This window comes from Brevibacillus sp. Leaf182 (assembly GCF_001423865.2).
Taxonomy (GTDB): Bacteria; Bacillota; Bacilli; order Brevibacillales; family Brevibacillaceae; genus Brevibacillus; species Brevibacillus brevis_C.
Genome location: NZ_LMPN02000017.1, coordinates 141,482 through 165,500, shown reverse-complemented (window position 1 = coordinate 165,500; position 24,019 = coordinate 141,482). Strand labels below are relative to the sequence as shown.

At 46.4% G+C, this 24,019-nt stretch carries 22 protein-coding genes; 15 read left to right on the top strand and 7 right to left on the bottom strand.

The window, feature by feature from the left end; genetic code table 11:
* Nucleotides 1-155 precede the first annotated feature (155 nt).
* The 5 genes from ASG16_RS07265 (at nt 156) to ASG16_RS07245 (ending at nt 5,923) form a co-directional block, all read left to right on the top strand.
* Nucleotides 156-1,895, top strand: a complete 1,740-nt coding sequence (locus tag ASG16_RS07265) for a peptide-binding protein (protein WP_056495298.1) — start codon at nt 156-158, stop codon at nt 1,893-1,895.
* Between the two features lie 86 nt (nt 1,896-1,981).
* A complete protein-coding gene (locus ASG16_RS07260) occupies nt 1,982-2,953 on the top strand; it encodes an ABC transporter permease (protein WP_056495301.1) in 972 nt (323 codons plus the stop codon).
* Nucleotides 2,950-3,930 (top strand): ABC transporter permease, encoded by a 981-nt coding sequence (locus ASG16_RS07255; protein WP_056495304.1) that lies wholly within the window; start codon nt 2,950-2,952, stop codon nt 3,928-3,930. The genes ASG16_RS07260 and ASG16_RS07255 overlap by 4 nt, the downstream gene beginning before the upstream one ends.
* Nucleotides 3,906-4,952 carry an ABC transporter ATP-binding protein gene (locus tag ASG16_RS07250; protein WP_056495307.1) on the top strand — a complete coding sequence of 349 codons (1,047 nt, stop codon included), beginning with the start codon at nt 3,906-3,908 and terminating at the stop codon, nt 4,950-4,952. Before ASG16_RS07255 ends, ASG16_RS07250 begins: the two co-directional genes overlap by 25 nt.
* The gene (locus ASG16_RS07245; RefSeq protein ID WP_047069647.1) at nt 4,949-5,923 is read left to right on the top strand and encodes an ABC transporter ATP-binding protein; all 975 of its coding nucleotides are present in this window, start codon (nt 4,949-4,951) and stop codon (nt 5,921-5,923) included. Before ASG16_RS07250 ends, ASG16_RS07245 begins: the two co-directional genes overlap by 4 nt.
* A gap of 42 nt (nt 5,924-5,965) precedes the next feature.
* Here the strand turns inward: ASG16_RS07245 and ASG16_RS30835 are convergent, their stop codons facing one another.
* Nucleotides 5,966-6,826, bottom strand: coding sequence for an alpha-helical endospore appendage domain-containing protein (locus tag ASG16_RS30835; RefSeq protein WP_056495311.1), 861 nt, complete (start codon nt 6,824-6,826; stop codon nt 5,966-5,968).
* Between the two features lie 205 nt (nt 6,827-7,031).
* Between ASG16_RS30835 and ASG16_RS07235 the strand changes: the two genes are divergently transcribed.
* On the top strand, nt 7,032-8,117 hold the full coding sequence (locus ASG16_RS07235) for a DUF5050 domain-containing protein (RefSeq protein ID WP_056495314.1): 1,086 nt from the start codon (nt 7,032-7,034) through the stop codon (nt 8,115-8,117).
* Between the two features lie 42 nt (nt 8,118-8,159).
* Here ASG16_RS07235 and ASG16_RS07230 read toward each other — a convergent pair whose 3' ends face one another.
* Nucleotides 8,160-9,083: a hypothetical protein gene (locus ASG16_RS07230; RefSeq protein ID WP_056495316.1), complete on the bottom strand. Its 924-nt coding sequence runs from the start codon at nt 9,081-9,083 to the stop codon at nt 8,160-8,162.
* A gap of 504 nt (nt 9,084-9,587) precedes the next feature.
* Between ASG16_RS07230 and ASG16_RS07220 the strand changes: the two genes are divergently transcribed.
* Complete coding sequence (locus tag ASG16_RS07220; RefSeq protein ID WP_015893411.1) at nt 9,588-10,418, top strand: hypothetical protein; 831 nt, start codon at nt 9,588-9,590, stop codon at nt 10,416-10,418.
* A 12-nt stretch (nt 10,419-10,430) separates the two neighbouring features.
* Nucleotides 10,431-10,613: a hypothetical protein gene (locus tag ASG16_RS07215; RefSeq protein ID WP_007723975.1), complete on the top strand. Its 183-nt coding sequence runs from the start codon at nt 10,431-10,433 to the stop codon at nt 10,611-10,613.
* 75 nt (nt 10,614-10,688) lie between these two features.
* On the opposite strand, the gene ASG16_RS07210 is transcribed toward ASG16_RS07215, so the two are convergent.
* The gene (locus tag ASG16_RS07210) at nt 10,689-11,984 is read right to left on the bottom strand and encodes an MFS transporter (RefSeq protein WP_056495319.1); all 1,296 of its coding nucleotides are present in this window, start codon (nt 11,982-11,984) and stop codon (nt 10,689-10,691) included.
* Nucleotides 11,985-12,174: 190 nt separating this feature from the next.
* Nucleotides 12,175-13,290 carry a histidinol-phosphate transaminase gene (gene hisC / locus ASG16_RS07205; protein WP_056495322.1) on the bottom strand — a complete coding sequence of 372 codons (1,116 nt, stop codon included), beginning with the start codon at nt 13,288-13,290 and terminating at the stop codon, nt 12,175-12,177.
* 229 nt (nt 13,291-13,519) lie between these two features.
* Between hisC and ASG16_RS07200 the strand changes: the two genes are divergently transcribed.
* The gene (locus tag ASG16_RS07200) at nt 13,520-14,977 is read left to right on the top strand and encodes an aminotransferase class I/II-fold pyridoxal phosphate-dependent enzyme (protein ID WP_056495687.1); all 1,458 of its coding nucleotides are present in this window, start codon (nt 13,520-13,522) and stop codon (nt 14,975-14,977) included.
* Between the two features lie 48 nt (nt 14,978-15,025).
* Here ASG16_RS07200 and ASG16_RS07195 read toward each other — a convergent pair whose 3' ends face one another.
* From ASG16_RS07195 to ASG16_RS07185, 3 genes are read right to left on the bottom strand one after another with little or no spacing between them, the layout of a single operon-like run.
* A complete protein-coding gene (locus ASG16_RS07195; protein ID WP_241970712.1) occupies nt 15,026-16,120 on the bottom strand; it encodes a GerAB/ArcD/ProY family transporter in 1,095 nt (364 codons plus the stop codon).
* A gap of 3 nt (nt 16,121-16,123) precedes the next feature.
* A complete protein-coding gene (locus ASG16_RS07190) occupies nt 16,124-17,251 on the bottom strand; it encodes a Ger(x)C family spore germination protein (protein ID WP_056495327.1) in 1,128 nt (375 codons plus the stop codon).
* Between the two features lie 2 nt (nt 17,252-17,253).
* Nucleotides 17,254-18,678, bottom strand: a complete 1,425-nt coding sequence (locus tag ASG16_RS07185; RefSeq protein ID WP_241970711.1) for a spore germination protein — start codon at nt 18,676-18,678, stop codon at nt 17,254-17,256.
* Nucleotides 18,679-19,034: 356 nt separating this feature from the next.
* Here ASG16_RS07185 and cyoA point away from each other — a divergent pair, with 356 nt between their 5' ends.
* The 6 genes from cyoA to ASG16_RS07150 all read left to right on the top strand — a co-directional run bounded on the left by cyoA (nt 19,035) and on the right by ASG16_RS07150 (nt 24,019).
* Nucleotides 19,035-19,940 (top strand): ubiquinol oxidase subunit II, encoded by a 906-nt coding sequence (gene cyoA, locus ASG16_RS07180; protein ID WP_056495332.1) that lies wholly within the window; start codon nt 19,035-19,037, stop codon nt 19,938-19,940.
* Nucleotides 19,941-19,976: 36 nt separating this feature from the next.
* A complete protein-coding gene (locus tag ASG16_RS07175; RefSeq protein ID WP_056495335.1) occupies nt 19,977-21,950 on the top strand; it encodes a cbb3-type cytochrome c oxidase subunit I in 1,974 nt (657 codons plus the stop codon).
* Complete coding sequence (cyoC, locus tag ASG16_RS07170; RefSeq protein WP_056495338.1) at nt 21,950-22,546, top strand: cytochrome o ubiquinol oxidase subunit III; 597 nt, start codon at nt 21,950-21,952, stop codon at nt 22,544-22,546. The genes ASG16_RS07175 and cyoC overlap by 1 nt, the downstream gene beginning before the upstream one ends.
* Nucleotides 22,547-22,879 carry a cytochrome o ubiquinol oxidase subunit IV gene (gene cyoD / locus ASG16_RS07165; protein ID WP_007723955.1) on the top strand — a complete coding sequence of 111 codons (333 nt, stop codon included), beginning with the start codon at nt 22,547-22,549 and terminating at the stop codon, nt 22,877-22,879.
* Between the two features lie 225 nt (nt 22,880-23,104).
* Nucleotides 23,105-23,431, top strand: coding sequence for a c-type cytochrome (locus ASG16_RS07155; protein ID WP_056495341.1), 327 nt, complete (start codon nt 23,105-23,107; stop codon nt 23,429-23,431).
* Nucleotides 23,432-23,446: 15 nt separating this feature from the next.
* The gene (locus tag ASG16_RS07150; protein WP_056495344.1) at nt 23,447-24,019 is read left to right on the top strand and encodes an SCO family protein; all 573 of its coding nucleotides are present in this window, start codon (nt 23,447-23,449) and stop codon (nt 24,017-24,019) included.

The following is a 24,019-nucleotide window of genomic DNA, read 5'->3' as shown; positions in this document are numbered from 1 at the left end:
ATAAAAGAATATAAAATCATCAGATTTTTTTAAATCTTTTAAAGGGAAAATATTTTCAAATAACAGAAAATTATTTAATATTAATAAGACAAGTCTTGGGATGTATTTCCCGTTATGGAAAAGGCTTGAAAACACATGAAAGAGGGGGAAATGATTTGAAAAAAGGGAAAGGTTGGTTGAAGCCGTTGGCGTTGCTCTCGTTAACCGGCGCGCTGTTGGTCGGTTGCTCAAGCGGGAACAATGCTTCGCCAGGAACACCAGCACCAACACAAAAACCGGTGGAGCAGGTGGCTCCTCAGGCGACCAGTACGGATGATGAGAAGCCAATAGACGGTGGAACGTTCACTCATTCTACCACGTCTGACATCGTCACGATCAATCCGATTTTTGGAAACGACACAGCATCCGGTGACGTTATGGAGTACACTCAGGCTTATTTGTACAATCGGAACCCGTCATTTGATTTAGCAGTTTACCCTTGGTCCCTTGCAGCCGAGTTGCCGAAAATAAGCGAGGATGGCCTCACCTATACAATCAAGATGAAGAATAATGCGAAATGGTCCGATGGAACGCCAATCACGGCTGACGACCTGATTTTTACCATTAATGCCATCAAAACTCCTGAGACTGGATCACCAGAAATTACGAAATACGACAAAGTTAAAGAGATGAAAAAACTGGATGATTACACCGTAGAAATCAAATTGACTCAATTGTACGCTCCGTTTGCTTTTGGATTAATGCAAAAGTTGGCACCAGCTCACGTGTTGAAAGACGTACCGTTTAAAGAACTGCAAGCACATTCTTACGGAAAAGATCCAGCCAAGACACCTACTTCCGGACCGTACAAATGGTCGGAGTGGAAACAAAAGGAATTCCATGTGCTAGATGCTAACCCAAATTACTGGGGTGAAAAGAAGCCGCATATTCAAAAGGTTGTGTACAAAATCTATGCGGATCAAAACACACAAGTACAGGCTCTGATGAAAGGCGACGTTGACTTGGTAGATTCCATTCCTGTCACGCAGCTCGAAGCGGTGAAGGCGAAAGGGACGATCAACATTTCGACGGAGCCAGGTCCTAGCTATGAATACTTTGCCTTCAACTTTGACAAGAAGAACTTCCCGAACAACTACGGGTTGTTTGAAGGTCAAAAAACGCGTCAGGCCATTGCCCACGCAATCAATCGTCAAGGTATTATCGACAATATCTTAAAAGGAACCGGAAAAATTATGGATGCACCGTTCCTGCCAGGTACATGGGCAGACCCGGGCGATGCGGCAGTCCATTACGAATATAGTGTAGAGAAAGCAAAACAACTACTGAAAGAAGACGGATGGGTAGCCGGGGCAGATGGAATTCTTGCCAAAGACGGCAATCGTTTCTCCTTTGAATTCATTTTCAACTCGGGGAACAGTCGTCGTGAGCAGGCAGCCGTTGTTATTCAGCAAAACCTGAAAGAGATCGGAATTGAAGCGAAGCCAAAAGCATTAGACTTCTCGGCTCTTGTCGATCAGTATGCCAACCCTGGTAAATTCCAGGTTCTGTTACTCGGCTGGCAATTGTCTGACCCAGATCCGGATGGCATGTCTACTTTCGGGAAAAAGGCATTCCCGCCTGGCAACAACGCTGGCTGGTACGACAATCCGAAGCTGGATGCGCTGTGGGAAAAAGCTGTATCCACGGTGAAACAAGAGGAGCGTGCAGCGATCTATAAAGAAGTCGGAAAAGAAATCTCGACGAACCTGCCATACGTATTCATGTATCAGTACGGAACGCCACGAGGCATGACTTCTCGCGTCAAATATAAGGATGAGTTTAAACCAGTATCCATGATTCCATATGGGGAGACCTTTGGCTTCTTGAACTGGTGGATCGACGATACCAAAAAATAAGCACGGCTGGTAGCGGTTAGCAATAGGAAAGGGGGGAAGGGCAGCCTTATGTCCCTTCCCCTTTCAAACGAAAGGAGGATGCTGGATTGACTGAATATTTGGTACGCCGCGTACTACAAGCTGTGCTTGTCTTATTTTTGATCACCGTGGTTTCGTTCGGACTGATGCATGCAGCACCGGGAGGACCCTTAAAAGTCATGCTCTCACCGGGAATGTCTCCAGAAGCACAACTCATCCAGATGAAAAATATGGGGTTGGATCAGCCAGTCTACATTCAATACATGAAATGGGTTGGAAATTTGTTGCAGGGAGATTTGGGCCATACCTTTAAAAATAACGTTCCGGTTGGTGATATTTTATGGCCGACGGTCTGGAATACGTTTGTGCTCATGTCTGTAGCGTGGGGGCTTTCCATGCTGATCGCCATCCCGTGGGGAATCTACAACAGCACAAAGCAATACGGTCTGTCTGACCAGATCGCCTCCATTGTTGCCTATCTCGGATTTGCGATGCCGACCTTCTGGTTTGGGATTATGCTACAGCAGTATTTTGCGATGCAACTGAATCTGCTCCCATTATCTGACATGTACACGATGGGGAAAGAGGGACAAGTAGGCGACCTCATATTGCACTTGATTCTACCTGTAACGGTGTTAACACTGGTGAACATTGCAGCCTATGTCAAATATACGCGTGCCAGTATGCTTGAGGTTTTGGAGCAGGACTATATTCGGACGGCACGTGCCAAAGGGATGAAGGAAAGACGCGTTATTTTCCGCCATGCCCTGCGGAACGCACTCATTCCTGTTGTGACGATCATCGGATTGGATTTGCCGACTCTGGTAGCAGGTGCAGCATTGACTGAGAGTGTATTTAACTGGCCAGGCATGGGGCGTCTGTTTGTGGAAATGGCTGTAGCGCGTGAGTATTCTGTGTTGATGTCGATCACGTTGCTGATTTCACTGATGGTGATTATCGGAAACCTGCTTGCCGATTTAATTTACGCACTGGTTGACCCACGCGTGCAGCTTGGACGTAAAGGAGGCAGGGCAGCATGAGTCAAGTACAGCTTCAGGATGACACTGTCGTTGAAACGAATCGGACAGGAGGACAGCTTCCGACGAATCCCGTTGGACAAAAACCCCCTGGACTCTGGACAACCGCCGGCAAAAAATTTATGCGGAATCCGTATGCCGTTAGTGGCTTAATCGTACTCCTGTTTTTTATTGGAATTGCTGTGTTTGCCGATTGGGTCGCACCGCATGATCCGGCAAAGATTGATTTTATGATTACCAACCTGCCTCCTGGAACAGAAGGGCATGTGCTCGGAACAGACGAGCTCGGTCGTGATATCTTGTCCCGCCTCATTCATAGCAGCCGGGTGTCTATGCTGGTCGGCTTCAGCGTTGCTTTTGCTGCGGTCGTCATCGGGACGCTGATTGGAGCGATTTCTGGTTATTTCGGTGGCTGGATTGATACCTGCTTCATGCGTCTCGTTGACGTGATGAACTCCATTCCGAGTCTGTTCTTTAACATCCTGGTTCTGGCTCTCTTCGGAGCGGAATTTATCTACATGATCCTGATTTTGTCGCTGACGAGCTGGACAAGTGTGGCACGTCTGGTGCGCGGACAGTTCTTGCAGCTACGGGAAATGCAGTATGTGGAAGCAGCGAGAGCGATCGGCGTTTCACACTGGGGTATTATAACGCGTCACCTGATACGCAATGCAATGGCTCCGATCATTGTGTACGCGACTCTCATGGTTGGTTCGGCCATTCTGTCAGAGTCAGGTCTCTCTTATTTAGGCTTGGGGATTCAACCGCCTCAAACAAGCTGGGGATTAATGCTGAGCAAGGCACAGGAATTCATGCTGGTCGATCCTTTGCAAGCACTTTATCCTGGTCTTTGTATTTTACTCGTGGTGCTTGCGGTTAACTTCGTCGGAGACGGCATTCGCGATGCATTCGACCCACGGAAGAAAAAGAAGAACCCGAAAAGGAGGCTGAACAAGTGGAACGCAACATCCTCGAAATAAAAAATTTGACCACTTGCTTCTTTACGGATGACGGCACGGTCAAGGCCACGGATCGAGTGAGCATCAACGTTGGCAAAGGACAGACGGTGTGCTTGGTAGGGGAATCCGGTAGTGGAAAAAGTGTGACGTCACTTGCGGTCATGCGATTGATTGACTATGCGGGCGGATTTATTCAGAGTGGGAACGTCATGTTTCACGGTCAGGATCTGGCGGCAAAGGACTTGGATGAAATGATGCAAATTCGCGGGAACAAAATCGCGATGATCTTCCAAGACCCGATGTCGGCTCTCAATCCGGTGTTTACGGTAGGCGATCAAATTGCGGAGAGCTTGATGCTGCATCAAAATATGAGTCAGCAGGATGCGTTCAAAAAAGCGATCGAGATGCTTCGGCTAGTTGGGATTCCGGCGCCAGAAGTACGAGTGAAGCAGTACCCGCACGAAATGTCTGGTGGGATGTGCCAGCGTGTTGTCATTGCGATGGCCTTGGCCTGCAACCCGGAAATGCTGATAGCAGACGAGCCAACTACTGCTCTAGATGTTACGGTTCAGGCGCAAATTTTGGATTTGCTCAGACGGCTGCAAAAGGAACTGGGCATGTCGATTTTGCTGATCACCCATGACATGGGGGTAGCAGCAGAGATGGCGGATCGTATTGCGGTAATGTATGCAGGAACGATTGTGGAGGAAGGAACGGTCGAACGGATATTTGACGAGCCCCGGCACCCGTACACGATTGGCTTGCTACAGTCCATCCCCGGATTTGAAGGGGAGCGCGGCGGAGAATTGTACACGATCCAAGGCACCATCCCGAGCATTACCCAATTGCCGACGGGCTGCCGTTTTCACCCGCGTTGTCCGCATGCCATCGACAAATGCCGAAAAGAGGAACCCATCTTGCGCGAGGTTGTTACAGGACAACAAGTGGCTTGCTGGTTGAATGAAGATGTCAGCAATCTATTCAGAATAAATCAGCGTGCCAATTCAGTCGCTGGAAGCAAAGCAGAGGTGAACCGCCAATGAACCGGGAATATTTGATCGAAGCAAATCATATCAAAAAGTATTTTCCGATTAAGGCTGGCTTGCTGAGCCGTGTCATCGGTCATGTAAAAGCCGTAGATGATGTATCTTTCGGAATTCGGCCAGGGGAGACATTCGGGCTCGTAGGAGAATCCGGCTGCGGGAAGTCGACGCTGGGGCGTGTCGTGCTGAATTTGCAAAGGGCGACGAGCGGAGAAGTGCTGTTTGACGGAACCAATATCCATCAGGTGAATAGACAAGAGAATTTGAAGCTGAGACGGGATATGCAGATTATCTTTCAAGACCCGTTTGGTTCGTTGAATCCACGATTTTTGGTAAGCGATATTATTGGAGAGCCGTTACGGGTTCATCTGCGTGCATCTGCAAAGGAAATAGATGAGCGGGTAGTCGAGCTGATGAGTCTGGTGGGACTCGATCCATCGAGACGAAATCGGTATCCGCATGAGTTTTCTGGCGGACAGCGGCAACGGATCGGTATTGCGCGGTCGATTGCACTCTCGCCACGGTTTATTGTGGCGGATGAAGCTGTTTCTGCACTGGATGTGTCCGTACAGTCACAGGTTTTGAACCTGATGATGAAATTACAAAAAGAGATGGGGCTGACCTATCTATTTATCGCGCATGGTCTGAATGTAGTACGCCACATTTCTGATCGGGTAGGCGTGATGTACTTGGGGAAAATGGTGGAGATTGCACGAACGGATGACTTGTTTGCACAGCCACTGCATCCGTATACGGCGGCATTGTTGTCGGCGATTCCGAAGCCTACTCCGCATCGGCGACAAGAGCGGATCGTCCTGCAAGGGGATGTACCTTCTCCGGCCAATCCGCCGTCAGGTTGCCGTTTTCATCCTCGTTGTCCAATGGCTCAGGAGAGATGCAGCAAGGAGATTCCCGAGCTCATAGAGGTAGGGCAGGATCGTCAGGTCGCGTGTCATTTCCCTTTAGCATAGAGAATAGAAGAAGCCGCCCATCATGGGTGGCTTCTTCTATTCTCAAAATAACTCGATGACGGTAATACTGACATTGGCTGTTTGGGGAGGGAACGGTTCTGCAAAAAAGACTGTTCCGATGATTGCCGCCACGAGGTTAAGAACACTGGGTGCCCCGACAGGAGTCGTTATGATAGCGGAATAGGTGGAGGCCAGGGGTGTTTCAGCAACAATGGTATATCCGGAACCTGGAACTGGAGCTCCATTCAGGGCGAGAAACATGGCAGGAGGTGTGTTGTTCGTCATATTGACAGAATGAGTGACAAAGTAAGTATGGCCACCTGCCAGTAAAATATCAGGTGAGCCCGCAACGTGGGTAATATCGGTTCCCGTTATGACACCGTTGTTACTGAGGGCAACAGGCTGATTCGCAATGGTTGTTATAATCGTAGTCAAATTATAGACATGCGCACTATTGGTAAGCTGTGGTCCTGTAGATCCAGTGGCTCCGGCAGCCCCAGTAGCTCCGGCAGCCCCAGTAGCTCCGGTTGCCCCGGTTGTCCCACCTGTCGGACCAGTAGCCCCTGTAGAACCCGTAGAACCCGTAGCTCCAGTTGGTCCGATTGAGATAGGTGTGCTTAAAATACTGTCAAGCTTACTCTGCAAGATGATTTCCTTTTGCTTGATGGTTTTTATCGTATTTTGTACACGCTGGTTGACATTTAAAAGATCGCTGATCGTTGCTGGCGGGGCGGTAACCCCTGGAAGCGTCCCCAGAATAAATTGAAGCTTTTCTCCCTCCGAGTTAATGATATGTCCTAACCCTGGCTCTTCAATAGCAATAGAGGACAATAATAAATTAATCGCGTCGTCACGCGTGAGTGTTATGGTCGGAGTAATATTCGGCAAATTTGCTTGTGACACGGTTATCCCTCCTGAAAATCATAAATAGAACTCGTCCCATTGTTCAAATGTGTTTGTGTAGTTTTGTGTATAAATTTCCTGAATATCCATATAAAGGTGGACAAAATGAAATCGTTTTGATACATATAAATCAGTGTTGCCGGATTGTATAGGAATGGGGGATATCTCCGCTGTGGCTATAATAGGCTATGAACGGGAGGGATGCATGGTGCACCATAAAGGGAAATGGATGATCACCATTGCGATGGCAGTATGTCTGGTTGTGGTCTTTGGTTTTGGCAATCAACAAACAATGGCGACTGCGCCAACGAAAAAGCCAGTGATAAATGTTATGGGCAGCGATCCTGTCAATATCAATTCAAATCGAAGCTTTGTCACCGTTCAAGGAGAGTGGATTTTTTATAACAACGATGGCTTATACAAAATCAAAAAGGATGGAAGCTCTCTTCAACAGTTGAGCAGTGATTGGGCCGATAATCTGAATGTGGTAGGGGACTGGATTTACTATACGCGCAATAAGCCTAGGAAAGAAATCTATCAGCTTGAGATGCCCCATTTCGATATCAATGATACGTATGAAGATGTGACGGAGCTCATGAAAATCAAGACAGACGGCAGTTCGAAAACAGTTATCAAAAGTGGAAGCCTTGCGGAAGGGGATCGCAATAACGTACACCAATTGTATGTAGTAGGCGATATCATCTACTACGCAGACGGTTACGGTCCTTTGTACAGGATGGACACGAACGGCAAAAATCAAAAGAAGTTGCTTGATCAGTTTGAGGAAGTTTATTTCTATCAGGATTGGATTTTTTACACCGATAAGAGTGGTCTTCTATACAAAATGAAGCGGAATGGAACGCAGAAAAAGGTCGTAAGCAAAGACAAAGAACTGACCCTTATCGGTCTGTCTGGTGATTTCATTTACTACACAAAATGGGTAAACGATAAAGGCGTCGTCGATGTTTATAAAATCGGACTAAAGGATGGGAAAACCGCTCTCGTCAAGAAAGGGTTGCCTCCAGCAGAAAATCCGATCATTGTTGCTGGGAAGCATCTATACTACATCTCAGAAATAAAGGACGCACATACGGTAGGCAGAATGAATATGACGGACGGCAAGACAACTCCACTGTATCCATTGGGCAGCATTTCCAGTCAAGCGATAAACATCGGAGGAGATTTCATCTTTTTTTACGACTATCAAGCTTCCGATCGTGATAAAAAAGATCTATTCAAAGTGAAACTGGGCGAAAACAAAGTGGAAAAGGTAACCTCAAAGGCCAAGTAAGGATAAGAGCCACCCAAAGATGGGTGGCTCTATTATTATGGGCTAATTCCTCGGGGCATGAAGCTGATTTCTTTTTCTCTCCCACTTCTTGTACATAAGCACGGAGCCAAACATGAAAATAGAAGCGATGAGCGCACCCACGGGCAACATGACTACCATTTCAACTGGAAAGACAAAGGGGAGCAGGGGAAACGCGTATGCGGCTGGGACACGCATGCCGACGATGCGTAACAAAACAAGCATCAAAAGCATGTCTAGCAGCGTGACGATCACCCACGAATCAATCGCAAAGTAGAGCAATGTACCGACTGTCGCCGATATGGTTAACACCAGACTGAGCTTGAAGGCCATCTTGCCGTTGAACATCGGCTTGTGAAGAGATTCATAGACAACGACGAGTATGGGCGGAATAACTGCTAACTGTGGGTAACCAGCCATCCAACATAAACCAATCCACACGAATATCAAAATCAAGAACACGAGCATATACTGATACGGTATCTTCACTTTCTTCTCCAGGCCGTCATTCCATTTGAAGGCGAGAACGCCGAGCATGATGAGAAAGGAAAAAATGACGACGGAGATCATAAAAGACCATTCAACGGCATTCGTGACCAGAGGTAATAAGCCAGTGGCAAGGGATGGTCCAAAATTCGATTGGATGATTCGTAAAAAAAGCATCATGAGCACGAGTGTAATACTGACTTTTCCAAGATATGGCAAATCTACTTGATTTATCGCAAATCCGATTGCAGCCGTAATTGACGGAGCCACAAAAATTTTAGAGGGCTGTCTGATCCATCCCGGTTCTCGGTATACCCATATGCCAATCGCCATCGCTGCTATTTCTGGTAGAATCACTTCGGGATCATCGAGTATGACGGAAGCGGCTACCATGAGCAAGATAAGCGTTATGGCAATGATATAGGAAAGAATGGTTTCGTTCTTCGCTATCACTGAATTCATCTGACTAACTCCTTTTCGTTCGGATTATCCTTTATTATGGCAAGGATTGAGGAAGTCAATTGTGCCAATGGAAGCAACCTTGTTTGTAACAAAACCGTCACTAACAGTGGAAAAGCAGCACCTAGAAGAGGGGTCTAAACAAAATCAGAACGGCATAAGGTATGGGGTATTACCAAGACGGATGAAGGTCATGATGAGCATTTCGTGTTTGATAGAGGTGAAAAATGGGCAGACCAATAAGGGAGCGTTTCGTCACGAAGTACACCCAGTATACCGATAGGGGGAATAAGCAATTGTTGAGTTCATTTAAACCACTAAAGATAATCGAAGAGAACAGCAAGATCATACAGCAGACGATACAGTACATAGGTAATCAAAAAGTTAGTACGATTACGATAGAGACGCCTAAAAAACTACCTAAATGTAGGTAGTTTTTTCCTATTTGTAGAATCCAAATATAATGTTAAAATAATGTAAAACTTTACCAGAAGGAGAGGTTTACAGGTGCTAAAGAATCTCGTGCAGAGCCATGTAAAGATTGTTTTTTCTGTTCTTGGCATCTTGTTCGTTCTGGTCTCATGGCTCGTATTTGAATTATTAAAAGGTTTGCTGCCAGATTTGATAGCAGTCATACATAAGTGGATGTTTCAACCGATAGAATGGCTGTTTATCCTGGCACCACCACATGAGGAAAACAAACTAGCTTCATTAGGTTCTGTTCTAGGTTTGTCTATCTTGTATTCCGCCATTTTGGCAGGAATGGTATTCATCGTTTTGTTCATCTGCAACAAGATTAGAGGGAACGAAATCGAGTTCCAGATGGAAGTAAAATATTGCGAGAAAGAATTGGCCAATGCCATTTACAGTTTGGATGGCAGCGGTCAATCAACAGCTATCATTAATGCGAACGCGATCACGTTTATGAAGGCATTTGAAATGGAAGTAAAGACGATTTATGGATTGAAACCGGACGAGCTATGCTGTTATTGGATCGTACCAACGAATAATGACAAGCAGTTTGAAGTGTTTTACTTAACCGAGTTGAAAGATTTTGACACAGTACGTACGCTATTACTGTCTTCCATGCTTCAAGAGGATTGCAGAATTGCCGATAAACAAGTAAAGGGACGTATTCAAAACACGGATATTGAACAATTTGCAATTGTGAAGAATTTTGGTAAGTTCAGGCTTGGATTTGCGGTCGCCGTTTACAAGAATGACACATTTACTCCCGAAAATATGCAGGAGTTCGAGCGGTTGACTACGTATATGTTATTATTAGGATTTGTTACCAAGTTTGTGAATAAGGTCAAAACCTTAAAGAGAGCTAGTTAGGAGTGGGATACGATGAAATTAGCTGAGTTCTTCGCGAAAAGAGGCAACGAAACTGCTGTTTACTCGAAAAATCTCTCTTCCAAGAAGAAGATTCCCAACAGCAAATTTACTCCTGGCTTCGCTAGCTTAAAACAGATTGTAGATGAGCATAGTCCGAATGAGCGACATGATAATAAAGTGGTTGGAGGAAAATGACACTGCCTGTGGGCAGTGTTATTTTTTGTTTCGGGGTACTTGGGGTAGAAGAAAAGCCACCCTCATCAGGTGGCTTTAGTTTTGGGAGATCTCTACACTGTGTTTACTTTTTTTACGGGACCATATCAGGACAGGGACCAGCAACAGCGATAAAACGCCTCCGGCAAGGGAAAGTGTTGCGTAGCTGGCATTGGCGACGACCATACCAGACAGGGCTCCACCGGATGCACCAGCCAAGGCAATCAAGACATCAACCGTTCCCTGTGTTTTCGCACGAGTGGCGGGCTGCGTTGCGTCTACGATGAGCGCTGTGCCGCTAATTAATCCAAAATTCCAGCCCAGTCCGAGCAGCACAAGAGCGGTGATGAGTAGCGGCATCGAATCGGCTGGCGCAAAAGCAGCAGTCATGCTGGCTGCAAGTAGTATGACACCTGAAGCATATGCCATTGTAGAGCGACCGATCTTGTCAACGAGTACACCCGTCAAGAGCGAGGGGAGGTACATCGCACCGATATGAAAACCGATGACGATGCCTACTTCGGAGAGACCATGTCCGTGGTGCTTCATATGTACAGGTGTCATCGTCATAATAGCGACCATGACGATCTGCGTCAAAATCATGACGGTGGCTCCCACGATGATTCCCCGGTTGTTGCTTCCAAGCTGGTTCTCATTCAGATAGGATGGGGAGCTCTGATCCACCTGTTTCGCTTCGGCGATTGCTTTCGAAACGATGAACGGGTCCGGGCGAAGCAATACCCAAAATACGAGACCAGCGAGGATAAAGGCTGCGGCCCCCAGGATGAAAGGACCAGCCAGTGCGGGGACACCGATGGATGTAGCGAATCGTCCCATGACTTCCACCAGGTTTGGTCCTGCAACGGCTCCGAATGTAGTGGAGACCATGGCAATACTTACGGCAGTCGCGCGTTGTTTAGGCTTTGCCAAGTCTGTGCCTGCATAGCGGGCCTGTAGGTTAGTAGCGGTGCCAGCCCCATACAGAATTAAGGAAGCAAACAGAAGGACAATACTGTTTGCGACGGCTGCGATAACCACCCCAATTGCGCCAATACCTCCGGCTAAGAAGCCGCTAGCGAGCCCCAAACGGCGTCCGAAGCGTTGAGAGAGTCGACCTACCAGCAATGCAGCGACAGCAGAGCCAAGCGTGAGCAATGCGGAAGGGATGCCCGCGAGACTTTCCGAACCGAGCATATCCTGAGCGAGGAGAGCCCCAACGGTGACACCTGCCGCAAGTCCTGCGCCTCCAAAAATTTGTGAGATGACTACAATCCAGAGCGTTCGCTTGTATAGTCTTTGCTGTTTATCTGGGAAGTCGATGTAGCTTTGTAAAGCTTCAGGTTTGAGTGACATCTGATCCACCTTTCTATGGAGAGAAAGCTTTCGTGAAGTTATGAAATTTCAGTCATCCCTTCGTGTGGAAATGATTGGGGAATTTGCATTCAGTATAGTATTGGCGACGGGTAAACACAAGGAGAATCCTGCTTAAGAAACACTTTGCAAAAGCAAAAACACCGGACATTTTCTATCCGGTGCTTTTCGTTCATTTTCCTACGTTAAGCAATAGCTCATGGAGGTTTTGTATGAGGATTTGATTTTCTTCCAGCGTACCTACACTGATTCGAATATGCTCCGGTAACCCCCAAGTGTCACCGTACCGCAAAATAATTCCTCTTTCCAGCAGCTCTTGATAAATCTTGCCTGCATTTGGCCCCAATTTTGCCAAGATAAAATTAGACATACTCACCGTATAAGGGATATTCATTTCATTGAATGCATCATATAACTGCTTGCGGCCTTTGGTGTTTTCCGTGAGGGATTTTTCAAAATGCTCCACGTCAGAAAGGGCGGTAATGGCGGCTGTTTGTGCCAATGAATTGACATTAAACGGCTCTTTTACTTTCAAGATTTTTTGGATCACCGATGGATGAGCGACACCAAATCCGACGCGAATACCGGCAAGCGCGTAAATTTTTGAGAAGGTTTGCAAAACGAGAACAGGGTATCCCTGGCAGACAAAATCAATTCCCGTAGTGTAATCGTCAGCCGTTGCATAGTGACTGTATGCTGCGTCGAGCACCACAAGCACCCCATCTGGCAAGTGGTCTAGCAATACCGTCAAGTCCTGACGAGTCAAATAGGTGCCTGTCGGGTTGTTTGGGGAACAAAGGTAGACAAGCTTTGTTCGATTCGTGATGGCTGCCAAAATAGCAGAAATATTGAATGCATAATCAGCCTCAAGCGGAACCGTTTTGATGACAGCTCCCATGAGATGTGCGCCGAATTCATATTCACCAAAGGTAGGAGAAGGCACGACGATTTCGTCCTCAGGCTCCAAATAGGTTTCGGAAATGAGCTTGATCAGTTCATCACCACCATTCGTGACGATTAAATGCTCCGGACTTAACTCAAGATGATCAGCCAAGTGCTCCTTCAGCGTCGTTGTATTGGCATCCGGGTAACGATGCAGCTCCGGTAGCGCACCGAGAATGGCGCGAATGATTTTTGGGGATGGGCCGAGTGGATTTTCATTTGAGGCTAATTTAATGATCTGAGAGAGTCCGTACATTTTTTTAATTTCCCAAATCGGCATTCCAGGTTGATAGGATTGTATCTTTTCTAATGTTTTTCGCGATTGTGTCGTGGGCAGTTGTTTCATCTATATGGCCTCCAAAACTTCATGGTAGCAACACTGTAAGGGAAATCTCCAGCAGTGTAACCAGCCAATTCGCGAAAGATGAAACAGACCAATTATGAGGAAGGACACAAATTGGATGGTTCATAAAAGTCAAGATTGGATCATGAAGGAAGGAGCCGCATATTTTATAATCAGCCCAGAAACATCACTCATTCAAACAACAAGGAAGGTTAGTGAGGTGGGAAAAATGTTGATTCAAGGGCAAACGCCGCTCTTTAACGGGCTGAGAAAGCATGCCCAGAAGAATCCAATCCAATTCCATATACCAGGTCATAAGAAAGGGAAAGGGATGGATCCTGAATTTCGATGGTTCATGGGAAAAAATGCACTTTCCATCGATTTGATTAACATTGAACCATTAGACGATTTGCATCAACCAAAAGGAATTATCAAACAAGCGCAGGAATTGGCTGCTGAAGCCTTTGGCGCTGATCACACCATATTTTCTGTTCAAGGTACGAGCGGAGTCATTATGACCATGATTATGGCGGTATGTAATCCCGGCGACAAGATCATCGTGCCACGGAATGTACACAAATCTATCATGAGCGGAATTGTTTTATCGGGCGCGACTCCTGTTTTTTTACATCCAGAAATAGACCCTGTTTTCGGGATCTCACATGGAATTACACCGCAAGCTGTGGAAAAAGCATTGGAACAGCATCCCGATGCAAAGGCAGTTCTAGTCATTAATCCAACCTATTTCGGAATTGCTGGTGACTTGAAGAGTATCGTTCAAATTGCGCATGCCAGAGGAGTGCCTGTACTCGTAGATGAAGCACACGGCTCACATGTTCACTTCCATCCCAAGCTTCCCTTATCGGCGATGCAAGCTGGTGCAGATATGGCAGCAAGCAGTATGCATAAATTAGGAGGCTCTCTGACGCAGAGTTCGTTGTTGAACATTCAGGGAAATCTCGTTTCGATTCAGCGTGTACAAGCTATCTATAGCATGCTCACGACGACATCCACCTCCTATTTACTGCTTGCTTCGCTCGATGTGGCGAGAAAACGGTTGGTTACATCCGGGAAAACGCTATTGGATCAAACGATTCTGCTAGCAAACGAAGCACGAGCACAAATCAATAAAATTAATCATTTGTACTGCATTGGGAGAGAAATTATCGGGACAAATGGAGCGTTTGCACATGATCCGACCAAGCTGGTCATCTCGGTAAAAGACCTCGGCATTACGGGGTATGAAGCTGAAAAATGGCTCCGTGACCGCTATAACATTGAGGTAGAGCTATCTGACCTGTATAACATCGTTTGTATTATCACACCAAGTGATACGAAAGAAGATTTGCAAATTCTTGTCTATGCCTTGGAGGAGCTGGCTGCCGGGTCCGAGGATCAAGGAAACAGAAAAAGCCGCCCGAAGATGCAGCTTCCAAAAATACCGGTGCTCGCTGTCACCCCGCGTGATGCATTTTACGCACCGACAGAGATGATTCCTGTCGAACAATCAGTGGGAAGAATCATCGCGGAGTTTGTCATGGTATATCCACCAGGTATTCCGATCTTTATCCCGGGTGAGATCATTTCGGAAGAGAACCTCATCTATACGAAGAAAAACATCGAGGCAGGTTTACCAGTACAAGGCTTTGAAGACCCTACGCTTCAAACCATACGTGTTATCAAGGAATAACCAAATAAGAGGAAAGGCCGCCTTGGGGTGGCCTTTTTCTTTTGTTACTCAAGGGTTCTCTAGCGTTTTTCCCCCTTTGATCCGGAAGAGTATTAGCAAAAAAATCGGCAGCAACAGGAGCACGTATCCATACTTGTAATAGGAGTGATTGGCCTGCAAGAGTTGTTGATGATTGGAAAACACGAGTAAAGACATGAAAAGTGTAACCAAACAGACAGGTACGCTCAGTTTTTTATAAGTGGTGGAAAGAAGAAAGGCAAGACATTCACAGATGGCATATAAAAATACCGCTACCCGGATGAAACAGCCTGCTGTCATCGTATATAAGCCATAAATGTCTCCGCGGCTTATAAAGCCCATTTTTATTTGTCTGACTGTATTTTGCACGGGCCAGTCCAATTTTTCCGAGAGGGGCAGCCCAAATACAGCAATAGCACTCATCAGCATCGATGCGCCCAAAAAGACATTAAATAAAATAAGAAAGGAGAAGCCATTGAAGTCATGACGCACTCCGACCCATTTTGTCTGAAGCAGGAGGACTAAGATTAATTCCCCCCACAATGCAACATAGTAAAGCGAGCCCTCCAGAGCAGGTCCCCACCCATGGTCGAGGATCGGCAAAATACGGGCATAATCCTTTTCTTGCATGAGTGTCAGTCCAACTAGCGGTCCTGTTATCATCGTCATCAAAAAAAAGATAACGGCTATTCTAGCGATGGATTCGATGTTTCTTTGCAGGCTGAACCAAATGAGAAGCATGAAGCTCGTTCCGATAGCCCAGAGAGGCGTCTCCGGCAAAAAGGTTATTTTGACGAACTCTTCCAGACCGCGCATCGTCGTAGCGGAAGCAAACAGAAAATAGGCGAGTAAGATTACACATAAAATGACGGCTGTTGCTCTACCGGCTTTTTCTTCAGTTCCTGTCAGCAACGAGGTGCTTTGAAGCTTCCTTCGCAGAATGCTCAACAGCAGGACGAATACAATGCCTGAGGGGATGCTGATCAAAGCAGATATCCAGCCGTCTCTGCCAGCGGTATGAATCAGTGGTTCGATTAAGAAGACGTGTCCCATTATGGGGAGACTTAATGCTTGGATTGAGACCCACTGAAATCTTGAAATCGTGCAGACGTCCAACCATCCCACTCCTTATTTTTCGCCAAGTTGCTCTGCCAGAAGTCCATTTAAGAGGAGCTTGCTCTGAACGTTCACTTTTACGTCTAGTTCTGAAAAGCGAGCGGGCCATTGTTCTTCCCAGGTTTTCCACACTTGTGGATACGCCCGATGCACATATTCATGAAAGCCAAAAATATCGGCTTTGTTTTTCTTTGCTACTGCTACAGCCTCATGGATTTCATCTCTAATGACATAATTGATTTTTGTCTGCAACCATTTATACGTCTCGGTGTCTATTGGAACGGGATGATTGAGACTTCCGATATATCCGTGTAGATGGACAGTCACTTGGATGTATAACTGATTATTTTCGAGAACGGGACGGATTTTAGTTTTGGAATCCACTATCTCGATCGATGCGTATTGTCCCTGCTTCTTGAGTGGAACGATGACAATCGTGCTTTTTATTTTCCCCGTTGTCCACAGTAATCCGCGCACCTGGGTCTCATTGATCGAAGCGATCGCTTTTCCGCCTTTGATAATGACAGCTCCAGCTTCACGGCTTTCTTTTTTCGATTGGATGGGATGACTGATCGGCAGATAGCCTACTTTCTCTTTACTCGCCATCATGCGCATAAGGTCAAGTGAACGTACGGGTGGATATTTGCCAATGGATCGATTGGCTATCATTTTTTCGTTGATTTGCAGCGGCTGGATGTCGTTCGTATTTCCTTTTGAATGCAGGAGAGATTCTGCTTTTCCTTCGACATAAATGACCCAGTGACGCCCGGATAATTCCTGATCGCGAAAAAATAAATCAAGGGGACCGATGATATCCTTTTTTGCTGCGTCAGTGCCAATCGCTACGTATTGCATTTGATGATAGCTAAGCTTGTACCCCGAGTACTCGATCATATTTCGGGCTGCATCTAACATGGTATAGCCTGTCGATTGGATAATCGCGCTTTTTTCCGCAGTGCCTCCTGCATCCGTTTTTCCACTGCTTGGCTTCATGACGTTCACAGTAAGGACATAGCGGCCTTCCTCGTTCAAGTCGATTCCTACTGCCGTGACAAATCTTGTCTTAGTGAGCTCGATGTTATTCCAGCATCCCCCTAAGATGACAGTCAGCAAGCCTATCACAGCGGTTAGCGTCTTCATGATCATTCTCCCTTTGGCTTCTTCAGTGGGAAAGGGGAAGCACCAGAGCTTTGTTTGATAAACCAAAGTGGAAGGCGAATAAAGAAGTCCTTCCAATCTTGCAGTTTCAAAGGAGCTAAAGGAGCAAGATAAGGCATCCCAAACGAGCGGAGATCGCACAAATAGATAGTAACCAGATAAAAGACAAGAAAATTGCCGTACAATCCAAGCACCGAGGCGGCAAATATGGAGACAAATCGCAGAATGACTACCACATCAGAAATGGCAGGGAAAATAAACGAAGTGATGGCTGACGCGGCAATGACAATAACGGTCGGCGCCCCAACTAATCCCGCACTAACGGCGGCCTCACCAATAACTAAAGCTCCTACGATGCTGACAGCTTGTCCGATAGGGCGAGGCATGCGGACCCCAGCCTCACGCAGCCATTCATACACGATCGCCATAAGAAGCAGCTCGATAGGTAAAGGGAACGGAACCCCTTCTCTGGCATTGATAAAACTGAACAACAACGTCGGGGGAACCAAATCCTTGTGAAAATTTTCGAAAGATATATAAAGAGACGGGAGAAATGCTGAGACAAAAAATGCTGCATAGCGAAGCAAGCGCAAAAAGCTGGCGTAGAAAGGGCGGGAATAATAATCCTCCGGGTTTTGAAAAAACTCTTGAAACGTGGCCGGTACCATGAGGGCCACTGGACTGCCGTCCACCAAAATAGCGACACGCCCCTCCAAAATCTTGGCTACCAGGATGTCCGGTTTCTCACTGTTGAAGATGGTTGGGAAAATAGAAAACGGTTCGTCTTCGATCCATTGCTCGATATAGCCGGAGTCCAAGATGGCATCCATTTTTATGACAGATAGGCGTTTTCTCACCTCATCGACCAATTCTTCCTTCACAATTCCTCGGACGTAGGCGAGACATACTCTTGTGTTCGATTGTGTACCAATCCAGTAGGTTTCAATTTGGAGATTGGGATTGTGATATCTCTTGCGAATGAGTGAGAGATTTGTGTCAATCGTTTCAATAAAGCCTTCGCGTGGCCCACGAATGACTGCTTCTTTAGAAGGCTCTTCCACGCTTCTTTGTCCGATTGATTTGGCTCCGATAATAATGCATTGTGCTTGGTTATGAATAAAAAGCACGATATACCCGCGTGCAAGCTGCTCGAGTACTTTTTCAAGTGTGTTTTCCTTCCACGCCATCGAGACAGGCAGAACAGCATTCATTATATGATCAATCATGCCCTCGTTGAGATCGCCAACGGTGTTCATCAAGGGTCTAATAATATCCCGATCCATTACGTCTTGATTCGTCATACCTTTTAGGAACAGCAAAGATGCTTGTTGTGATTGATTTGTCCCAAGCCAAATGGTTCGGACGGCTAGATCACTCGTGAACCCAAAATGACTCCGAATGGTGGTCACATTTGTTTGAAGATCCTCCTGTAGGGGAGTTTCTTGTGGTTCCTGGTTCTGTTTGATTTGGTGGATGGATAGCTTTCTCCGAAACTTTTTGATCACGTAGCTTCACCTAATCAGCAATGAGATGGAAGTGATCTTAGCGTACCCATCGATTTCCAATTCCATTCGACTAGATAAGGACCTTCTTGCATGAGAAGGGCTTTTTTATGTCTAAAAAGTGTCCAAAATGCTGCGAAAAATTGAACATGGCTGGTTGATCCACTTTGTCATTGGCTGGTGACACTCCAATGGTCCGGCTTTAGAGTAAGACTTGTTTCAATAGTACCCCGTGCATGGTGATAGGAGATGAGGACAAGGACATGAAGACGTCCAAGACAGTACGCTGTATGTCATTTTTGTTCATGTTCATCCTGCTGTTCTTGACGACCGGTTGCGCTGATAACTATATCGTGCTCGATCCGAAAGGACCCATTGGTGAACAGCAAAAGGACTTAATGATTTTATCCACGCTTTTAACGTTAATTGTGATTGTTCCTGTACTAATTCTTACTTTTGTCATTGTATGGCGATACCGTGACAGAAAAGGAAGAAAGGCGAAGTACACGCCTAATTGGGAACACAGTACGAAACTGGAAATCATTTGGTGGGGGATTCCCATCATCATTATTACGTTGATTGGGATCGTGACAGTTCGGTACACGTATTCGTTGGAGCCATCCAAGCCGTTGGAATCCGAGAAGAAACCGATCACGATTCAAGTGACGAATTTGGATTGGAAGTGGCTGTTCCAATATCCTGAGCAAGGCATTGCCACTGTGAACTACGTGCAATTCCCAGAGGATACGCCAGTACGCTTCGAAGTGACATCTGACGCCCCGATGAATTCATTCTGGATTCCACAGCTTGGCGGTCAGATTTATGCCATGTCCGGTATGTCTATGACGCTCTACCTGCAAGCAGATGAGCAGGGTGAGTACATGGGATCTGGTGCGAACTTTACCGGAAAAGAATTTGCGAAGATGTTCTTTACAGCGAATGCGACTTCCCAAGAAGACTTTGATCAATGGGTGAATCAGGTGAAAAATACATCCCCTGCGCTAACGCTGGATGGTTACAAAGAGCTGACCAAACAAGGAACATCGGATGTGCGCTATTTCTCCGCTTTCCCTGAAGGATTGTACGAGATGACGGTGACCAAGTATGCTGCTTCACACAATCACGGCTTATCTACGAGAGTGCAGCCGCCAGCGCGGGTGAAAGAATAGTCGGTTGAATTTGAAAGAGGGAGGAGAGAGACAACGATGTGGGAGAGTGTGAAAGAATTCGCCTCTGAATTTTTCGTAACAGGCGATCCACTTATTTACGGTGCGGACGTCAGCATTGTACTCAGTATCATCGCAATCGTATCGGTGCTGACTTACTTTAAAAAATGGGGATGGCTCTGGCGCGAATGGCTGACAACTGTCGATCACAAGAAGATCGGTATCATGTACATTCTCGCTTCCGTTCTCATGCTGTTTCGAGGAGGGGTAGATGCTCTCCTGATGCGGGCGCAGCTCGTTATGCCTGAGATGCAGTTTTTGAGTGGGGATCACTACAATCAGATTTTTACGACGCATGGCGTCATTATGATTCTGTTTATGGCGATGCCGCTTATGTTTGGTTTGTTCAATGTCATCGTGCCGTTGCAACTCGGAGCACGTGACGTAGCTTTTCCGTTTCTGAATGCGCTCAGCTTCTGGCTGTTTTTCTCAGGGGCGATGCTGTTTAACCTGTCCTTCGTCATTGGGGGTTCGCCGGATGCAGGCTGGCTGGCTTACCCGCCGTATTCGGAGCTAGCCTTTAACCCGGGACCAGGTCAGGATTTCTACATTTGGGGGATTCAGATCTCAGGTATTGGTAGTTTGATGACCGGGATTAACTTTATTGTGACGATCTTGAAAGTGCGTGCTCCTGGTATGACTTTGATGAAAATGCCGATGTTTTCCTGGTCGGTTTTGTCTAGTTGTATCGCGATTGTTTTCGCATTCCCAATCTTGACGGTTACATTGGCACTGCTGTTTATCGACCGCTATTTGGGTGGACACTTCTTCACCTTGGATGGCGGCGGTAATCCGATGATGTACATTAACCTGATTTGGATGTGGGGTCACCCGGAAGTTTACATTATCGTTTTGCCAGCGTTCGGGATTTTCTCCGAGATCGTTGCGACGTTCTCACGCAAAAAGCTGTTTGGTTACAAATCCATGGTATTCGCCATGATCATTATTAGCGTTCTCTCGTTCCTCGTATGGGCGCATCATTTCTTCACAATGGGCTCCGGTGCGGACGTCAATGCCTTCTTTGCGGTTACGACGATGTTGATTGCGATTCCGACGGGTGTGAAAGTGTTTAACTGGCTGTTTACGATGTTCCGAGGAAAAATTACGTTCGAAACACCGATGCTGTGGACGGTTGGGATTATCCCGAACTTCGTCATCGGTGGGATGACGGGTGTCCTTCTGTCCGTAGCACCTGCTGACTTCCAGTATCACAACAGCTACTTCCTCGTTGCACACTTCCACCAAGTGATCATTGCGGGTGTCGTGTTTGGATTCTTCGCAGGCTTGTATTACTGGTGGCCGAAGATTTTTGGCTTCAAGCTGAATGAGCGTATTGGGCGTTGGGCTTTCTGGCTGTGGAACATTGGGTTCTACCTGTGCTTCATGCCGCAATACGCATTGGGCTTAATGGGTATGACACGTCGTCTTTACACGTACGGCTGGGACAAGGGCTGGTTCGAAATGAACCTGGTATCTACGATTGGTGCTGTAATCATGGGAGCTGCATTCCTTGTCCAAATTTGGGACATTGCACACAGTATCAAGCACATGAAGAGAGATACAACAGGAGACCCATGGAATGCTCGTACACTGGAGTGGTCGATTCCTTCTCCAGCTCCGTTTTATAACTTTGCCGTAATGCCGCAGGTAACGTCTCAAGATGATTGGCATGAAAGAAAGCTGCGCATCGAGCAAGGCTTGGAGAAGCCAGCGAAAGTTGAGCTGGAACCGATTCATATGCCGAAAAACTCCGGTATTCCAATCGTGATGTCCATGTTCTGGTTCTTTGTCGGATTCGGTTTGATTTTTGACTGGCTATGGATGGCTGTACCAGGATTTATCGGTGTAATTGCGTGTATGGTTGTTCACTCGTTTAACTACGACACGGACTATTATGTCACGGTGGAAGAGATTAAACGTACAGAGGCAGAAGCAGGGAGGGTGATTACGTAATGGCTAATGTGAATGCTGGACACCATGATCATCATCCAGACCAAGAGGAATTGCGCACATTTGCCTTTTGGATCTACCTCATGACGGATGTCATCTTGTTTGCTACCTTGTTTGCAACTTATATCGTACTGCAAGGTAGCACGGATGGTGGTCCAGGTCCAAAAGAGCTTTTTCAGATGAATGGTATTTACGCGAGTACGTTTATTTTGCTGACCAGTAGCTTCACGAGCGGTCTTGCGATTCTCGCTATGAATAAGGGGAATCGTCTTGCTCTGATGAACTGGCTGGGAGTTACCATATTTTTAGGAGCATCCTTCCTGTTCCTGGAAATCAATGAGTTCATACATCTGGTAGGCGAAGGGGCTACGATTAGCACGAGTGCATTCCTGACTGCCTTTTACACATTGGTAGGAACGCATGGCTTGCACGTATCGCTTGGTATTGGGTGGATGATCATCGTCATCATGCAAATTGCGAAGCACGGCATTACACCTGTAACGAAACGAAAAGTAAACATCATCAGCTTGTTCTGGCATTTCCTTGATGTTGTTTGGATTTTCGTCTTCACCATCGTGTATGTGATGGGGGTGAATTAATTGAGCAAGCAATCTGTGCATGGCACGACAGAACAACACGGCGGTCATGGTTCCCTGAAATCGTATGTGATCGGTTTCGTCTTGTCGCTTGTGCTCACCATCATTCCTATTCTGGCCCTAGAGAACGGTTGGTTGGATAGCGATAAGAGACTCATCATCTATTTGGTAGCGGCTCTGTTCCAGTTTATTGTCCAGTTATTCTTCTTCATGCATCTGAAAGAAGAGGATAAACCACGTTACAACTTGATGTCGCTTTTACTCGGGTTGTTTATCGTATTCCTCATCGTGATCGGCTCCATCTGGATCATGATGTACAACATGGTCGCACTATAATGAGCAGCTTGATCAAAAAATGACCTGTACGAAAGATCGGCCACTTGCTTGCGGACCGACTGAAACCTGGGGGCGTACTGCTGTACGTCCTGGTTCTCGGTCTTGCGGGAGAGCTGGTGCTATTTTATAAAGTCAATGCGTTAGTAGGTTGGCTTCCTCTCCTTCTGGTAGGCCGTCCCTTTTTGTAAGGTACCGTTATTCCCGTCTGAAAGGTAGGGGGTTTCTGTGAAAGCCATTAAGTATCTCATGATTGGTTCCATGTTCTTGGTTGCAACTGCATGCAGCAATGGCGCAACAGAAGAGCAAACAGAAGTTGCAGATGCAGAGAAAAGTGCGATGAAGCTATACAAAAATAATTGCATGAGCTGCCACGGTAACGATTTATCCGGTAGGGTGGGTCCAGGCTTGCAGCAAGTTGGCTCGAAAATGACAGAGGAAAACCTCGTTGAAATAATTACGGTCGGCGCAAATGGCATGCCTGGTTATGAAAAAGTGCTCAGCGCCGAAGAAATCGGCCAGTTAGCGAAGTGGCTCTCTGAGAAAAAGAAATAGGAGAGGGGCGGTACAATGAAAAAAACAGCTTGGTTGATCATGCTCAGTATCCTGATGGTTTTGGTAACTGCGTGTGGTCCAGCAAGATATGATTACAACTATCCGGTTAATGAATTTGCTTATACGGACCAGGAAGGGAAGCCTTTTTCATCGAAAGACCTGGAAAATAAGGTGTGGGTTGCTAACTTTGTCTTTACGTATTGTGGAACCGTTTGTCCTACGATGACAGCAAACATGGCTGAATTGCAGAAAAAAGCAAAAGAAGCTGGCGTTGATGTGGAGTTTGTTTCCTTCTCGGTTGATCCAGAAAGAGATACGCCAGAGGCATTGAAGTCATATCTGGGTAAATTCAATGCTGACTTCTCCAATTGGCATGCATTGACTGGCTATGGATTTGATGAGGTCAAAACGTTTATTCTCAAGTCATTCAAGACTCCAATAGAAAAAGACCCTAATTCCGATCAAATCATCCACGACACGTTTTTATACTTGGTCGATCAAAAGGGAACAGTGGTTAACCGTTATGAAGGAATGACGGACGTGCCTTACAATCAAATTATCGAGGATATTAAATTGTTGAAGCAGTAG

Bases quoted from the DNA above. Each gene is read 5' to 3' on its own strand.
- ASG16_RS07255 (WP_056495304.1), top strand. From the start codon at position 2,950: ATGAGTCAAGTACAGCTTCAGGATGACACTGTCGTTGAAACGAATCGG.
- ASG16_RS07245 (WP_047069647.1), top strand. From the start codon at position 4,949: ATGAACCGGGAATATTTGATCGAAGCAAATCATATCAAAAAGTATTTT.
- ASG16_RS07235 (WP_056495314.1), top strand. From the start codon at position 7,032: ATGGTGCACCATAAAGGGAAATGGATGATCACCATTGCGATGGCAGTA.
- ASG16_RS07230 (WP_056495316.1), bottom strand. From the start codon at position 9,083: ATGAATTCAGTGATAGCGAAGAACGAAACCATTCTTTCCTATATCATT.
- ASG16_RS07215 (WP_007723975.1), top strand. From the start codon at position 10,431: ATGAAATTAGCTGAGTTCTTCGCGAAAAGAGGCAACGAAACTGCTGTT.
- ASG16_RS07210 (WP_056495319.1), bottom strand. From the start codon at position 11,984: ATGTCACTCAAACCTGAAGCTTTACAAAGCTACATCGACTTCCCAGAT.
- hisC (WP_056495322.1), bottom strand. From the start codon at position 13,290: ATGAAACAACTGCCCACGACACAATCGCGAAAAACATTAGAAAAGATA.
- ASG16_RS07190 (WP_056495327.1), bottom strand. From the start codon at position 17,251: ATGAAGACGCTAACCGCTGTGATAGGCTTGCTGACTGTCATCTTAGGG.
- cyoA (WP_056495332.1), top strand. From the start codon at position 19,035: ATGAAGACGTCCAAGACAGTACGCTGTATGTCATTTTTGTTCATGTTC.
- ASG16_RS07175 (WP_056495335.1), top strand. From the start codon at position 19,977: ATGTGGGAGAGTGTGAAAGAATTCGCCTCTGAATTTTTCGTAACAGGC.
- cyoC (WP_056495338.1), top strand. From the start codon at position 21,950: ATGGCTAATGTGAATGCTGGACACCATGATCATCATCCAGACCAAGAG.
- ASG16_RS07150 (WP_056495344.1), top strand. From the start codon at position 23,447: ATGAAAAAAACAGCTTGGTTGATCATGCTCAGTATCCTGATGGTTTTG.